Origin of the sequence: Agrobacterium pusense, from assembly GCF_013285525.1 — a bacterium.
Lineage (GTDB): Bacteria > Pseudomonadota > Alphaproteobacteria > Rhizobiales > Rhizobiaceae > Agrobacterium > Agrobacterium pusense.
The window spans coordinates 522,284-537,458 of record NZ_CP053857.1; the positions used below are offsets into that span (position 1 = coordinate 522,284).

General features: G+C 59.4%; 13 protein-coding genes. 5 read left to right on the forward strand and 8 right to left on the reverse strand.

Annotation, left to right across the window (positions count from 1 at the left end; translation table 11 throughout):
• Positions 1–22: 22 nt before the first annotated feature.
• The gene (locus tag HQN82_RS16010) at positions 23–1,618 is read right to left on the reverse strand and encodes an ABC transporter substrate-binding protein (RefSeq protein WP_173615204.1); all 1,596 of its coding nucleotides are present in this window, start codon (positions 1,616–1,618) and stop codon (positions 23–25) included.
• 39 nt (positions 1,619–1,657) lie between these two features.
• Positions 1,658–1,996: a DUF3088 domain-containing protein gene (locus tag HQN82_RS16015; protein WP_173615205.1), complete on the reverse strand. Its 339-nt coding sequence runs from the start codon at positions 1,994–1,996 to the stop codon at positions 1,658–1,660.
• A 139-nt stretch (positions 1,997–2,135) separates the two neighbouring features.
• On the opposite strand from HQN82_RS16015, the gene HQN82_RS16020 reads away from it, so the two are divergent.
• Positions 2,136–2,294 (forward strand): hypothetical protein, encoded by a 159-nt coding sequence (locus tag HQN82_RS16020; protein ID WP_173615206.1) that lies wholly within the window; start codon positions 2,136–2,138, stop codon positions 2,292–2,294.
• Between the two features lie 159 nt (positions 2,295–2,453).
• On the opposite strand, the gene HQN82_RS16025 is transcribed toward HQN82_RS16020, so the two are convergent.
• The 5 genes from HQN82_RS16025 to HQN82_RS16045 all read right to left on the reverse strand — a co-directional run bounded on the left by HQN82_RS16025 (position 2,454) and on the right by HQN82_RS16045 (position 8,511).
• A complete protein-coding gene (locus HQN82_RS16025; protein WP_035206882.1) occupies positions 2,454–4,043 on the reverse strand; it encodes an ABC transporter substrate-binding protein in 1,590 nt (529 codons plus the stop codon).
• A gap of 34 nt (positions 4,044–4,077) precedes the next feature.
• Entirely contained in the window at positions 4,078–5,277 is a 1,200-nt protein-coding gene (locus HQN82_RS16030; RefSeq protein WP_173615207.1) for a M20 aminoacylase family protein, read from the reverse strand.
• A 90-nt stretch (positions 5,278–5,367) separates the two neighbouring features.
• Positions 5,368–6,552, reverse strand: a complete 1,185-nt coding sequence (locus HQN82_RS16035; protein ID WP_173615208.1) for an LLM class flavin-dependent oxidoreductase — start codon at positions 6,550–6,552, stop codon at positions 5,368–5,370.
• Entirely contained in the window at positions 6,543–7,436 is an 894-nt protein-coding gene (locus HQN82_RS16040) for an NmrA family NAD(P)-binding protein (RefSeq protein WP_173615209.1), read from the reverse strand. The genes HQN82_RS16035 and HQN82_RS16040 overlap by 10 nt, the downstream gene beginning before the upstream one ends.
• Positions 7,437–7,443: 7 nt before the next feature.
• A complete protein-coding gene (locus HQN82_RS16045; protein WP_173615210.1) occupies positions 7,444–8,511 on the reverse strand; it encodes an ABC transporter substrate-binding protein in 1,068 nt (355 codons plus the stop codon).
• A 347-nt stretch (positions 8,512–8,858) separates the two neighbouring features.
• Between HQN82_RS16045 and HQN82_RS16050 the strand changes: the two genes are divergently transcribed.
• Complete coding sequence (locus tag HQN82_RS16050; protein WP_173615211.1) at positions 8,859–10,166, forward strand: NtaA/DmoA family FMN-dependent monooxygenase; 1,308 nt, start codon at positions 8,859–8,861, stop codon at positions 10,164–10,166.
• Between the two features lie 77 nt (positions 10,167–10,243).
• On the opposite strand, the gene HQN82_RS16055 is transcribed toward HQN82_RS16050, so the two are convergent.
• Positions 10,244–11,272, reverse strand: coding sequence for an LLM class flavin-dependent oxidoreductase (locus tag HQN82_RS16055; protein WP_173615212.1), 1,029 nt, complete (start codon positions 11,270–11,272; stop codon positions 10,244–10,246).
• A 424-nt stretch (positions 11,273–11,696) separates the two neighbouring features.
• On the opposite strand from HQN82_RS16055, the gene HQN82_RS16060 reads away from it, so the two are divergent.
• The 3 genes from HQN82_RS16060 to HQN82_RS16070 all read left to right on the forward strand — a co-directional run bounded on the left by HQN82_RS16060 (position 11,697) and on the right by HQN82_RS16070 (position 15,160).
• Entirely contained in the window at positions 11,697–12,845 is a 1,149-nt protein-coding gene (locus HQN82_RS16060) for a mandelate racemase family protein (RefSeq protein WP_173615213.1), read from the forward strand.
• Between the two features lie 6 nt (positions 12,846–12,851).
• The gene (locus tag HQN82_RS16065) at positions 12,852–13,481 is read left to right on the forward strand and encodes an SGNH/GDSL hydrolase family protein (RefSeq protein WP_173615214.1); all 630 of its coding nucleotides are present in this window, start codon (positions 12,852–12,854) and stop codon (positions 13,479–13,481) included.
• An 80-nt stretch (positions 13,482–13,561) separates the two neighbouring features.
• Positions 13,562–15,160, forward strand: a complete 1,599-nt coding sequence (locus HQN82_RS16070; RefSeq protein ID WP_004445506.1) for an ABC transporter substrate-binding protein — start codon at positions 13,562–13,564, stop codon at positions 15,158–15,160.
• Positions 15,161–15,175: the final 15 nt, after the last annotated feature.

Sequence of the window (15,175 nt, forward strand, 5' to 3'; positions counted from 1 at the left end):
TCTAAGAACCAACTGCGGCGGCTCACGCCTCCTTCGTCAGCCATGCCCTGGCCAGATTGCCGCCGAGACCTTCGGCCCCCGTCGCATAATCCTTGATGCGCACGCTGCCGACGACCGGCTGGATGGGTGCGACGAGATTGATGACGGGAAGATCTTTCGCGACAACGGCCTGAAACTCCTTGAAGAAGGCAGCGCGTTTCTCGATATCAGGCTCCACCGCCGCCGCTTCCAGCAGCCGGTCCACCTCCGGATTGGCGTAGTGGCTGGCATTGGAGAACGGCAGACCGATCTTGAAGTTCTTGCTCCAGTAGACGCGCTGGACGCCGGCCGTCGGATCGAAAGTGTTGGACAGGGATTCCACCGAAAGGTCCCAGGCGCGGTCAGTGTAGACCACCTTCACATAGGTGCCGAAATCGAATTTCTGGATATCGGCCTCAATCCCGATCTTCGACAGCGCCTGCGCGATGAAATCCGAATAGGTCTGCGGATTGAACGGGTTGGTGGTGACGCGGAGCTTGAAACGCTTGCCGCCATCCTTGCGCGGGAAACCGGCCTCATCCAGCAATTTTTCCGCCTGCGCGACGTCGAACTTGGCAAAACCGATATCCGGATTGTGGAACTTCGCAAGGCCGGGGCTGATCGGCGTCGGCGATGGCACGGCGTAACCGTAAAGCACGGTATCGATGAGCGCCGGAACATCGATGGCGTGGGCAATGGCCTGCCTGACCTTCAGTTCCTTCAGATATTCGTTCTCAAGATTGATGACCAGCTGGTTCTGCTGGCCGGCATAGGCATAGATGCGGTCATCCACCTTCAACGTCGGGATTGCTTTCAGCCGCTCCAGATCGGCGAGCGCCACAGGGTTGGGGCCAATATCCCCTTCCCCGGTTTCCAGCGCCGCCGCGCGGGCGCCCGCATCGTTGATGAGGCGAATGATGACGCGCTCCAGATAGGGGCGCGGCGCATCCCAGTAGTCGGCATTTTTCTCCAGCAGGATATGGCTGCCGGGCACCCATTCCTTGAGCACGAAGGGGCCGCTGCCGATGATCTGGGCAGGCTTGGGATTGTCGGTCGGTTTGAAGGTTTCGAAGATGTGCTTCGGCACGATTGGCGATTCAGACGACGCGAGCGCGGTGATCAGGCCCGGCGCCGGCTTGGAGAGCTTCACCTTCGCGACCAGCGGATCGGAAGTATCGACGCTCTCGACATTCGCAAACGTCGCCCGACCGCGCGGATGGGCCTCTTTCAGCCGCAGGATGGAAAATTCCACATCCGCCGATGTTACCGGTTTGCCGTCATGGAATTTGGCCGTGGGCTGGAGGTGGAAAACATATTCCAGCCCGTCCGCCGAAACGCTCCATTCCCTGGCAAGGCTCGGCTTGGGCGAAAGCTCATAGTCATAGGTCAGAAGTCCGTCATAAATCTTCGAGCCGATGAACTGCGGTCCGCCCGCGCTGGTATTGATGGCCACGAGTTGGGTCGGCTCAGGAAAATAGACAATCTTGAGCGTGCCGCCCGAAACCGGCTCTTCGGCCGCGGCGAAAGACCCGCCCGGAAGTGCCACGAATGCGCCGGCAGCAAGTGCGATCTTATGAAACTGGCGTCTGGAAATGGTCATGTCTGTCTCCGAAAAATCCGATATGCGGGGTGCGGCAACTCAATGCAGCTGCGGGAACCCGTGACGCTCGGCGAGGATGTGCAAAATGCGTTTGGTGTCCTGAATGAAATGCGCCTCGCCCTTGACCGTCGCGTCGGCAGGCGCGTCGCCGGCGAAGATGAACAGCGGCAGCGACTGATTTTCCTCCCCCACGGCGGCGATAACCGCCTCACGCGGGCGCTGGAACCCGACGCGGTGGACGTCGATCCCGGCGGCAAGGTCAGGAAGCGCGGCAAGCAGACCCTCGATCTGGTTACAATGCGGGCAGACGAACCGGACACCGGGGTGCTTGGGGTCCTCGAAACCGGGAGCGATCAAAAAAAGCGTATCCTTGGCCATGGCATCCATCGTGTGAGGGTGAGATTTCCAGCTCACAGTGCAGGCGGCCATAGCGCGGGTCCAGAAAGCAATTCTTGCTTGGAAACGAAGAAAAGCTTCTCGCTAAATTATTGATGAAATTGATTTTTTCGAAATTTTCGTGGATGGCATCGCTGTTTCAACCGATCTGTCTCATGCGCAAAGTTTTTCCCTGAAACGGGCGTGCCGCGCGAAGGTGCAAACAGGATGGAGGGTGGGTTTCGGCAATAAAAAAAACCCGGCAGAATTGCCGGGTTCTGGTGAGATGCTGTTGGCGTAAAACCTCTCCTTCGTCATGCTCGGGCCTGTCCCGAGCATCTGCGAGCCTACAAGGCGTAGGATGCCGTGGCAGATCCTCTGTGCAAGACCGAGGATGACGTTGAATGCGGAGAAAAGTTCGTCATAAATCTCGCGCCGCAGGGTGATCGGATTTCTGTCCTCACTCGCTTTTCCAGGCCGTCGCCAGATCGCCATAGGCAATGTCGATGGTCGTCACGAGCGATTTCAGGCTGGTGTTGCGTAGAATGACGGTCGGCAAAGCAACGATCGAGAAATTCGGCAGGTCATCGCCGACGACTTTCTGGATCTCATGGAACTGCCCGGCCCGCTTCGTTTCATCAACCTCGATGGCGGCCGCCCGGAAAAGATTGTCCACCGTAGGATTGTTATAGTGGGCGGCGTTGACATAAGGCGCGGGGTTCTTGATGCCATCGGACCAGTAAAGACGCTGCACGCCCGCCGTCGGATCGAACAACCGGCTGATGCCGTTCACCGTCAGGTCGAAACCGCGCTCGGTATAAACGCGCTTGATGAAGGTGGCGAGATCGCCTTCGACGATATCCACCTTCACGCCGAGTTTGCCGAAGGATGAGCGGAGATATTCGGACGTTTTACGGAAGACGTCGGACGGCAGAAAAGCGAGCCGCAGCGAAAAGCGGGTGCCATCCGCGCCCTTCGGGTAACCGGCCTTGTCCAGCAACTCGTTAGCCTTGGCGAGATCGAAGGGATAAGTGAAAGGCTTTTCGTCGTTATAGGCGGTGAAGACTGCCGGGATGTTGGAACCGGCAGGTTTCGCCGTCCCGAAGAAGATGGCGTCATTGATGAAATCGCGGTCGATGGCGTGGGCCAGCGCGTGACGCACCTCCTTCTTCGCCAGAATTGGGTTCTCCAGATTGAACTCGAACACGGCCGCATTGTTGAGATAAGCGTCGGTATAGACCTCCACAGCCAGTTTCGGATTTTGCCGCAGGCGCTCAAGATCGCTGTAGGAGACATCGGCGGTGTAATCCGCCTCACCCGTCTCCACGGAAATGGTGGTGGAAGCCGCATCGGCGACGAACCGTGCCACGAAACCATCAAGGTAGGGCAGATCGGCCTGCCAGTAATCCGGGTTCTTCTTCAGCTTCACATAGCTGCCGCGTTTCCATTCCTCGAACACGAAGGGGCCTGTGCCAATTGGCGCATTGCCGTTCGGGCTTTCATTGTAGTTTTCCGAAGCATAGGCATGGGCCGGCAATATGGGCGTCTCGCCGCCCGTCAGCGCGCGCAGAAGATAAGGCGCGGGTTTGGAAAGCACCACCACGGCCGTCAGCGGATCAGGCGTTTCGATATCGGCAACATTGGCGAAGGTGATGCGCCCCCGTGGCCCGACCTTCTTGAAGGCAAGCAACGAAAATTTGACGTCCTGCGACGTGAAATCCTTGCCATCATGCCATTTGACACCCTTGCGCAGCTTGAAAGTATAGCGCAGCCCGTCGGCCGATGTTTCCCAGCTTTCGGCCAGAACCGGATGCGGTTTGAACTCGCTGTCGAACCGCACCAGACCCTCGAGGATTTTCGTGGAAATGGCGCGGGTGCGCGTATTGGAATCGGAAAGCGGCACTAGCGTCGTTGGCTCGCCGAGACCTGCAAAAGTGACGATCCCGCCCTTTTTCGGCGTTTCCGCCGCCAGCGTCGGCAGGGATGGCAGCAATGTGGCTCCGGCCAGGGCGGCACTCAGAAGCAATGTCTTACGTCTTGTAATATCCATGGATGTTTCCTCTTACAGACTTGTTTTTTAAACTTCAGGCAGGTTTCAGCCGGGTTTCCACCAGCCGCGCGAACAGGGTCGCACCGACGGGCAGGATGTCGTCGTCAACGATGAAACCGGGATTGTGGGCAGGCACCGTGCCGGAATGGCCAAGGGTGAAAAACGCACCCGGTGCGTGTTTCAAAAGATCGGCGAAATCCTCGCTGCCCATGAAGCGGCCGGGCTCGGTGGAAACGCGCTCGTCTCCCAGAACCTCGCGCGCCACGCCGGCAACGATTCCCACTGACACGTCATCATTGGTGAGGACCGAGAATATGTCGCGAATATCCACCTCAGCAGTCAGGCCATAGGCAGCAGCGATGTGATCCGAGATGGTGCGGATCCGGCCCCTTATGGTTTCGCGCACGCTGTCCGAGAAGGCCCGCACCGTTCCGGCAATCGCGGCCGTTTCGGGAATGACGTTATAGGCTGATCCAGCTTCGATGCGCGTGATCGACAGCACGGCGGGATCGGTGGGCGATACGTTGCGGCTGACGATGGTCTGCAGAGCCTGGATCAGCTCACCCGTTGCCGGCACCGGGTCGCGGGAGACATCGGGATGCGCGGCGTGAGCACCGCGGCCCTTGAGCCGGATGTCAAAGAAATCCGCACCAGCCAGAATGGTGCCCGGCGAAACCTTGAGGTGATTGGGCGCGGCATGGGTGGAATTGTGCAGCCCGTAAATCTCGTCGACCGGAAAATCCTTGAACAGCCCATCGGCAATCATGGCGCGCGCGCCGCCCAGCCCCTCTTCGGCAGGCTGGAAAATGAACACCACCGTGCCGGCAAAGTCGCGGGTTTCCGCCAGATAACGGGCGGTGCCGAGCAGGATGGTGGTGTGCACATCATGCCCGCAGCCATGGAACTTTCCGGGATAGACGGACGCATAGGGCAGACCGGTTTCCTCCGGCATCGGCAGGGCATCCATATCGGCCCGGAGCCCGATGGAGCGATTGCCCGCATGACGGCCGCGCAGCACGCCAACCACGCCGGTCTTGCCATAACCGCGATGAACCTCGATGCCCCAGGACGCGAGCTTTTCAGCGACGATGCCTGACGTGCGCACCTCCTCGAAGCCGATTTCGGGATGCTGGTGCAGGTCGTGGCGGATGGAGACGAGCTCGGGAACAAAGGTCCCGATCCGGTCGATGATTTTAGGGGCGGGTGTCTTAACGGGATCGACGGCGATATTCACGGTATCTCCTCAGGACAAAAAATATCGTTTTCGCAATCGGACGATTGCGAAGGATTGGCTTCGGATAGGAAAATCAGGGCTGGAAAGGCGTCAGAGCCTCAGGCCCGCCTCCTTCATCAAGGGCAGAATACGCTCGGCGAAATAATCGAGGTCTTCGCGGAAATCGTAGAAATTCAGCTGAACGCCATCGATCCCCGCCTTCTTCAGGCCGACAAGCTGCTCGACCACCTGTTCGGGCGAGCCGATGATTTCGATATTGCCACCGAGATTGCGGCCCTGCTTGTGGCGTGCATCGCCGCGTCCGCGCCAGGCATGGGCATCACTGTCGTAATTGTTGGTGGCGAAAGCACGCGTGCCGGGCTGCGGCTTTCCGGCCTCGATGGCATCGGCATAGGCGATCGCCTCCTTCTCCGTATCGCGACTGACAATGATCGGATTGATGATCGTCTTCACCTGCCGGCCATAGGCTTTGGCGCGGTTCTTGATGGTGGCGACATGATCGGGAAGCGTTTCGAGCGCACTGTCTATATGCGCACCGCCCGGCGAAGTGACAAAAACCAGATCGGAATGACGGGCGGCGAAATCGATGCCTGCGGGAGAACCGGTCGCCGTCACCAGTGGCGGGCGACCGAAGGCGGGCTTCGGCGTGATCCAGCCATTGTTGATCGCCCACGGGTTAAGCTTGCCTTCATAAGAGAAGTTTTCGGTTTCTCCCCAAAGGCGGTGGAGCACATCGAACAATTCCCCCGCCATGTCATAACGCTTGTCATGATCGATCCGCTGCCAGCCGAACATTTCATGTTCGATGGCACGGTGGCCGGTGACAATGTTGATGCCCCAGCGCCCTTTGGCGATATGATCCAGCGTCGCGCCATATTTGGCGAGATGCAGCGGATGCAGGGGCCCGTAAAGAACGTGGATGGTGGAGATCAGCAAAATGCTCTTCGTCACCGCCGCCATGGCGCCGAGCGCAATAAAACTGTCAAGCGAGGATTCCCCGTCATAACCACCCTTCGGCAGCCATTGCGTGCGACTGAAGGCGATTTCGAAACCGAGCTCTTCGGCACGCTTCACCAGTTCGACATTGTAATCGAAGGTCCAGCTGTTGCTGGTCGGCAAGCTGGAGAAATTGATATCCTGCAGATTGAGGAACAGGCCGAGCATCAGGGGCTGCTTTATGGAGCGACTGAGCGGGCTGTCGTCGAAATCGGCCGGGCCTTTCAGCTCAAGACCCTTTAGCTCAGAATCTTCGGGCAATGGAACAGTCAGCGCCATGTCTTTTCTCCCTCGGAATGATCGCCCTGTGGGGCAGTCGTCAGCCGCGCGCGCAGATAATCTTCGACACTGCGGGGCTGGCGGCCGGTGATATGGTAGACGAAGTCGGTGATAGATGCGGCGAAACCTTCGCGGATGAGTTCTCCGAATTCACCGATCGCCGTCTGTTCGAAAGCGCCGATATGCGGCGGAAAGACGGGGGCAGCATGGTGCGAAACGCCAACGGGCCGATGCAGGATACGGGCCGCAATGCGGGCAATTTCCAGCGCCGTCAGCGCTTCGCGTCCGGTCAGCACCAATGGGCCGACGAGCGGTGCGCTTGAAGCCATAGCCTGTACAGCGACATCGGCAATATCGTCGGCATCGATGAAGGAGACCGCCGCATCGCCGAAACGGGCGGGCACGTCCTCGCCTTTGCGAAGCGCGGCGACAACAGGCTCCAGCGCAACCTGCATCCAGGCGTTCGGCCGCAACACCGTATGCGCGATGCCGCTTGCCGCCAGATATTGTTCCACCTCGCCATGCGCCGCTCCCGAAATCGAGCGTGCAGCATTTCCAATAGTCCAGTCGGAACCGGATATTTTCACGATCCGCGATATGCCGGCGGAGAGAGCGGCATCGATGACCGTCTTCTGGTCTGCCGCCAGCGTCTCCCCGATGGGCGAAAGCAGAAACACCCTGTCGGTCCCCCGCGCCGCCGCCTTCAGGCTGGCCCGATCGGAAAAATTACCCTCCGCAATCTCGACCCTGTCGCCCCACAGCTTCAGCGCGTCTTCGCGCCGGCGGGTCAGGACCCGAACCTCCGCCTGACGTTGCAAAAGACGGCTGACGACCCTTTGCCCGAGCTTGCCCGTTGCACCCGTTACAAGAATGATGGCTGCCATGACGTTATCATCTCCCAACAATATGGTGCGCGGTATCCTGCGGTGCACGGAGGGCGCGTGGATCGGCCCAGTCCTGCACATCGAAATCTTCGGGAATGAATTTCCATTGCAGCAGGAAATCCTTGAAGTGACTGAGCGCATCCAGCTCAGCCGGATCGAGATCGAGTCTCAGATTGCGATATACGTCCGGGCCATTCGCAGCGAGAACCGCCTCCTCGCTGACGCCGATCTCGCGAGCGATGAAACGCACGGCCTCCCCCGGATTGTCATTTGCCCAATCCGCAACGCGCTGAACCGTGGCCACCAGTTCCGCTACCAGATCCGGCCGCTCATCGGCAAAAGTGGCGTCCACGGTCAGGGGACGCGGCGTACCGTTATTGATGCGGATCTTCGGATCAGGGTGAAAACCCGTCGATACCACGACCTGCGCGGCGATGAGATTGGCGACAGTGACGCCTTCCGCGCCCTTGACGAAAAATGCATCGATTTGGCCCCGGTGTAATGCTGCGATTTCCTCGCCATAGGGAAGCCGCCGGCGCAGGCCGTGGAACCGTTCCTCCGTCGGGCCGAGCAGCACGGGTTCTTTGGCGGCAAGCTCGACAAGCTCGACATCTGCGATGGAAAGCCCCGAGACCGTCAACGCCGACACGATCCCCTTGAGCGACGTGGCGCGCTGGAAATCGATGATCTCGTCCGGGCGCTTCGGCAGACCGATGCGCCGCCCCTTCAGGTCGCTTCCCTTGCTTATGCCACTTGCGGGCAAGGCAATGACGGCCTGGAACTCGTCGGTTCTTGTCAGCCCCACCAGCCGTGTTTTCCGGCCACCGGATTTCGCCCAGATCGGTGGGATGTTGCCGCCCTGACGGAATGACCAGTCCAGGCGATGATCAAAATGACTCTGGCGAATGGCTGGATCGGCCGCATCGCGAATGGACGAAACGGAGATGCCGTGGTTGGCAAAACTCTGCTCAATCCAGCCCAGTTGCGTTGCGATGGAAAGCGGCGTGGGTGCCGGGCAGCGTGTATACCACACCGTTACGGGTTGGGTTCCCTGGCGAAGAGCGGCGTTGGCCATGGCGTTCGTCCTCGAAATTGCGATCTGGACGGCACGCTACACGCCATAAAACATTTTCTATAGAAAAAGTGTACTATTTCAAACGCGATTGAGGAAATTCGTTTCCATCTTACCAGCTCATGCGCCGCATGGCGGAATATCCTTTCGATAAAAGCAGGATTTCGCTGGGATTTTTGTCGGGCATCGATCAGATCGACCACGCGCGGGTGAAACTGGAGACGAAAGTTTTTCTTCTCCGCACAGCAAGGATTTTTAACTCGCGACCGGCCCCCCGGCTGTTACGCTTCCCGCAATTGCGCGGCCATACAGGCCGATAATCCAACAGACCCGAAAGAAAAAGTGGCAGCATGAGCAAGACCAAACGCCGGCTCAATCTCAACGTCGGCATCAACACGACAGGATATCTCGCCAGTGCCTGGAAATATCGGAGCGGAGACCGGCACGATATAAACGATATCGGATATTACCGACGACTGACGGAACTGGCGCATAAGGGCCGGTTCGACGCCGTTTTCCTTTCCGACCACCCGGCACTGCTGACCGACCCGGCAAGCCGGCCGTTCCACACCATTGATCCGCTCATCCTCTCGACATCGCTTGCCGCACAGGTGCCGGATATCGGCTTTGTGGCAACCGTGTCCTCCACCTACAATTCGCCCTATAATTTCGCCAGACGAACTCAATCCATCGATCTCGTCACCGGCGGCCGGCTGATCGTCAATATCGTTTCTTCCTTTAATCCCAATGTTGCCGCCAATTTTGGCAATGACCCGCTGCCGCCGCGCAGCGAACGTTATGCCAAGGCTACCGAATTTCTGGATGTCGCAAAAAAGCTCTGGTCTAGCTGGGACCCCCGCCGCGAGAGCGACGTGCCGGAGAACCGCTTCTGGGATGCGGCGACAGCCGAAACCATCGATCATGAGGGGCAATATTTCCATGTCAAAGGCCCCCTCAACGTTCCGCGCGGGCCGCAGGGGCATCCCGTTATCGCGCAGGCCGGCGCCTCCGAAGGCGGCATTGATCTCGCGGCACGCCATGGCGAGATCATCTATTGCAATATTCTGTCACGTCCCGCAGGGCAGGCCTTTGGCAAGAAGGTCCGCGACCGCGCCGTCTCCCTCGGGCGCGATCCCTCTGGCATCCGCATCGTTCCCGGCCTCGTCGTCATTCTCGGCGAAACCCGGCAGGAAGCCTTGCGTAAACACGAACTCTACAGCGGCGCCGGTTCGGAAGACGGTCTCCTGGCACGTTTCGCCAGAGAAAACGGCATAGAGCCTCGCGATTTCGACCCCGACGCAAAACTCGATGCCGAGCGTTTCATCCCCGATCAGAACCGGCAATGGGCGGTAGGCATGGGCCTTGGCCTTTCCGATCTTCTGACCCATGAAAAACTGACTGCCCGCGAGGCCGTACGCCGCTCGGAAGGGCACCACCGGCTGCTGCTCGGCACGGCGGAAGAGGTAGCGGACGGCATTATCGACCTCTGGCAGGATGGCACAGTGGACGGCTACACATTACAGCCGCCACGGGCGCCCGATGATATCGCTGAATTCGTCGAACAAGTTGTTCCGGTACTGCAGGATCGCGGGGTTTACCCGCGCGAATATGAAGCCACGACGATCCGCGACCGCTATGGCCTGCCGTACCCCGATTGAAGGACGGATGCGGCAATGTCGCTCAGTCGACCTCCCGCCGGCTTCCATTGAAAGTCGAATGGCGGGAGGTGACGACGTTATTGCCCCGTCGCCACTTTCAAAACCGGCCTTTCGCCGGAAAGCTGCGGCAGGACAGAGGCGAAATCCGCCACGATCTGGCGATAATCGTCCGGCTGGAATTCATAGGGAAGTTCGAGGCGGAATTCCGAGACAAACGGCAGAACGGGGTCGCGAGACAATCTTTCCAGAATCTCATGCGTCGTCCCGACGATATCCGGCAGGAAAAGCGTGCGGCGCGCCCCATGCGGCGAGGTCGTGCGCTTGTCCCGCTCGGCAACGAATTCCTGGTAACGGCGGCGCGTGGCGGGGCTTGCGCTATCGGTTGGCAGGATCACGCGGCCAAGAGCGACACGCGGTTCGCGCTCATGCGCCCATTCCTGCCGGAAGCGAGCAACGAGAGCCGCCTGAGCGGTCAGAAAATCATCGGTATTCTCGCCGCTGACAATATTGCCCGTCAGAAGGTTGAACCCTGCCCTGCCAGCCCAGCGCGCAGAGTTCTGCGATCCACCGCCATACCATAACCGGTCCGTCAGCCCCTTGGCGACTGGCCGAAGCCGCGGCACCTGCGCACCGGCCGCATTGCCCGCCTCCGTCTCGTTCGACAGCGGCTCCGATCGCAGCGCCCTCGCCAGCTTCTCAGCGCGCGCGTGGCTGTAGTCCGCGTCGACAACCGTATCGACATAGTCGGAAATAAGATGGGCGAAGGGCGGTGCGCCCACCGAAACCCCCACATTCAGCCGTCCGCGCGACAGGACATCCACGGTGGCCAGATCCTCCGCCAGCCTGAATGGGTTCTCGTAACCGAGTTGAATAACGGCGGTGCCTAACCCGATCCGTCTGGTTCGTTGCGAAGCCGCAGCGAGGAAAGTCGCCGCAGAGGAAACACCCCGCTCCAGATGGCGCTGGCGGACCCAGGCGCTATGATAACCCAGCGCCTCTCCTGCTTCGAAAAGCTGCAGGGTTTCTTCCAGCCCCTGTCCCGGATCATCGTCATGATAGTTGCCCGGGACAAGAAAGGCGAAATGGGAGATATGGGAAAGGGGCATGGGCGTGCATCCGGAAACGAGTTGAAACTCAGCGACGCAAACGCAGCCATCCTGGTTTGGAACGACCGCCCGATGCGACGCATGCTCACACAGCATGCATGATGACGGCGGCAACTGGCGCGGCATGTTCGTTTATAGTCCCGGCCATTGTTGAAAGATCATTGCGCGATTCAATAATACACTAAAATTGTGGACTATCCCTCCACACAGGCCGCCCTCACGCTTCCTCGGGTCTTTTTTTGGGATGAGGCAAATCCGCCAGTGGCTGTACCTCACCGTCGACCTGCGCACCGTCAAGCACAAATGACCTTGATTTCTCCCTCCAACATGTAATACAAATTATCATACATGTTGACAAATATTGCATACATGTATGACATTGCGGCGACCAACAACGCCGAGACACCTGCATGAGGGAGGAATTATGATCATTACCGACGTCGAGGTCCGTGTTTTCCGCACGACGACCCGTCGGCACTCGGACAGTGCCGGCCACGCGCATCCGGGTCCGGCGCATCAGGTGGAACAGGCCATGCTGACGATCCGGACAGAGGACGGCCACGAGGGCCATTCTTTTACCGCGCAAGAGATAGTTCGCCCGCATGTCATCGAAAAATTCGTCAAGAAAGTCCTGATCGGTGAGGACCATCGAGACCGCGAACGGCTGTGGCAGGACCTTGCCCACTGGCAGCGCGGTTCGGCCGCCCAACTGACTGACCGCACGCTGGCGGTGGTTGACTGCGCGCTATGGGACCTTGCCGGCCGCTCCCTCAATCAACCTGTATACAAGTTGATCGGCGGTTATCGCGACAAGGTACTCGCCTATGGCTCCATCATGTGCGGTGACGAACTGGAAGGCGGGCTGGCGAAACCGGACGACTACGGCCGCTTTGCCGAGGCACTGGTGAAGCGCGGCTACAAGGGCATCAAGCTGCACACGTGGATGCCGCCCGTCAGCTGGGCGCCGGATGTGAAGATGGACCTCAAGGCCTGCGCGGCCGTGCGCGAGGCGGTCGGCCCCGATATCCGCCTGATGATTGACGCCTTCCACTGGTACTCCCGCACCGATGCGCTGGCGCTGGGCCGTGGCCTCGAAAAACTCGGTTTTGACTGGATCGAGGAGCCGATGGATGAGCAGTCGCTGTCCTCCTACAGGTGGCTTTCCGACAATCTCGATATTCCGGTCGTCGGCCCGGAAAGTGCGGCCGGCAAACACTGGCACCGTGCCGAATGGATCAAGGCCGGCGCCTGCGACATTCTGCGCACCGGCGTCAACGATGTCGGGGGCATCACACCGGCGCTGAAGACCATGCATCTGGCCGAAGCCTTCGGTATGGAGTGCGAAGTGCATGGAAATACCGCCATGAACCTGCATGTGGTTGCCGCCACCAAGAATTGCCGCTGGTATGAGCGTGGCCTGCTACATCCCTTCCTCGAATATGATGACGGCCACGACTATCTGAAGTCTCTGTCCGATCCGATGGACCGGGATGGCTTTGTCCACGTTCCCGACCGGCCGGGCCTTGGCGAGGACATCGATTTTACCTTCATCGACAACAACCGGGTGAGGTAACGGGCGATGAAAACGGTGCTCGCCTTCGGAGACAGCCTCACCTGGGGCGCGGACCCGGCAACGGGCCTCAGGCACCCCGCCGCATATCGCTGGCCGGAGGTTCTGGAAATCGAGCTTGCCGGCATGGTGAAAGTTTACCCCGAAGGTCTTGGCGGACGAACCACCTGCTACGACGACCACGCCGGTCCGGCCTGCCGCAACGGCGCGCGGGCGCTGGAAATAGCGCTCTCGTGCCATATGCCGCTTGACCTCGTCATAATCATGCTCGGCACTAATGACATCAAACCGGTGCATGGCGGACGCGCGGAAGCCGCCGTTTCCGGCATGCGCCGGTTAGCGCAGATCGTCGAGACCTTCATCTACAAGCCGCGAGAAGCGGTACCGAAACTGCTGATCGTTGCCCCACCGCCCTGCGTTGCAGGCCCGGGTGGAGAACCGGCGGGAGGGCGGGATGTCGGGCAATCGCTCAGGCTTGCACCGCTTTACCAAAAACTCGCTACCGAACTCGGACATCACTTCTTCGACGCCGGTTCGGTCGCCAGTGCTTCGCCGGTGGACGGCGTGCATCTGGACGCGCCGGCGACAGCGGCGATCGGCCGGGCCCTGGCCACGCCAGTCAAAGATATTCTTGGTTGATCACACGCCGCCCGAGGAGGAACCGGGCACGTGGATCGAAACGTGGAAGGCCGTATGAAGCGGCCGTATTGGGAGGAAAGATGAAACATTTTCTAGCAACAGCAGCACTTGGCGCCCTGCTGATCGGCGCCATGCCGCTCAGCACTTTTGCCGAAACGCCAAAGGACCAGCTCATTGTCGCCACGACCATGAGCAATATCCTCACACTCGACCCCGCCGCCATCACCGGCCGCGAGACCGTGCAGGTTCTGAACAATATCTATGACACCCTGATCGTGCTTTCGCCTGAGGACCGCAGCGTCCAGCCGCGCCTTGCCGAACGCTGGGAAATAGCCGAAGACCGGAAGTCGATCCGTTTCCATCTGCGTGCCGATGCCAAGTTCGCTTCCGGCAATGCCGTGACGGCAAAGGATGTGGCATGGAGCCTCAAACGGCTGCTCGCCCGCAACCTGGCGCAATCATCCTTTCTGAAAACCCGCGGTTTCAAACTCGAAGAGGCCGACAAGCTTTTCGTTGCCGAAAGCGATCAGATCTTCGTGCTGAATATCCCCAAACCCGACGATCCCAACCTTCTGCTGATGATCCTTGCCCAGAACGGTCCCGGCTCGATCATCGACAGCCAGACCGCGCTTGAGAATGAGAAGGATGGCGATCTCGGCGGCGCATGGCTGACGCTGAATTCCGCCGGCTCCGGCCCCTTCAAGCTGACCCAGTGGAAATCCAACGAATATATCATCCTCACCCGCAACGACGATTATTGGGGTGAAAAGGCCAAGATGAAGCGCATCCTGATGCGTCATCTGCCGGAATCGCAGTCGCAGCGGCTCATGCTGGAAAAGGGCGATATCGACGTTGCCTATTCCCTGCAGGCTCCGGATCTGAAATCACTTGAGGCCGACAAGGCCGTCACCATCGAATCCACACCGGGCTCCGGTTTCTATTACCTCAGCGTTTCGATGAAGGATGAGAAATTCGCGAACAAGAAGGTGCGCGAGGCCTTGCGTTACCTGATTGATTACGATGGTCTCGACAAGGCGGTCATGCCCTATTACGGCAAGCTGCATCAGCGCTCCCTCAGCACCGGCGTCATGGGTGCGCTGCCGGATCAGGGCTACAAGCTCGATATTGAAAAAGCCAAGGCGCTTCTGGCCGAGGCCGGTTATCCTGATGGGTTCAAGACAACGCTGCGCGTGCTTTCGGAAGACCCGTTCATGAAAGCCGCAACGGCGATCCAGAACACGCTCGCCCAGGCAGGCATTCAGGCCGAGCTGATCAGCGGCTCCGGCGACCAGATCTATGGTGCGATGCGCGAGCGCAACTTCGAATTGCTGCTCGGCCGCGGTGGCGGCGGCCAGCAGCCGCACCCGGACAACAACCTGCGCTCGATTGCCTACAACCCCAATAATGCCGATGACGCCAAGCTCACCAATTACCAGAGCTGGCGCACCAGCTTCTTCGACGAAAAGCTGAACAAGATGATCGAGGAAGCGCTTGTCGAGCGCGATGCGGCAAAACAGACGAAGCTTTATGAAGACCTGCAGGGTTATATGGATGAAATCGTCATGTCCATTCAGCCCTTCTCCGAAGTGGTCGACACCGCAGCCTTCCGCAGCGACGTCAAGGGCATGATCGTCAGTCCCTGGCTCTCGAGGTTTGAAGTGGTGAGCAAGGAGCGATAATCGGCGCCATATCTG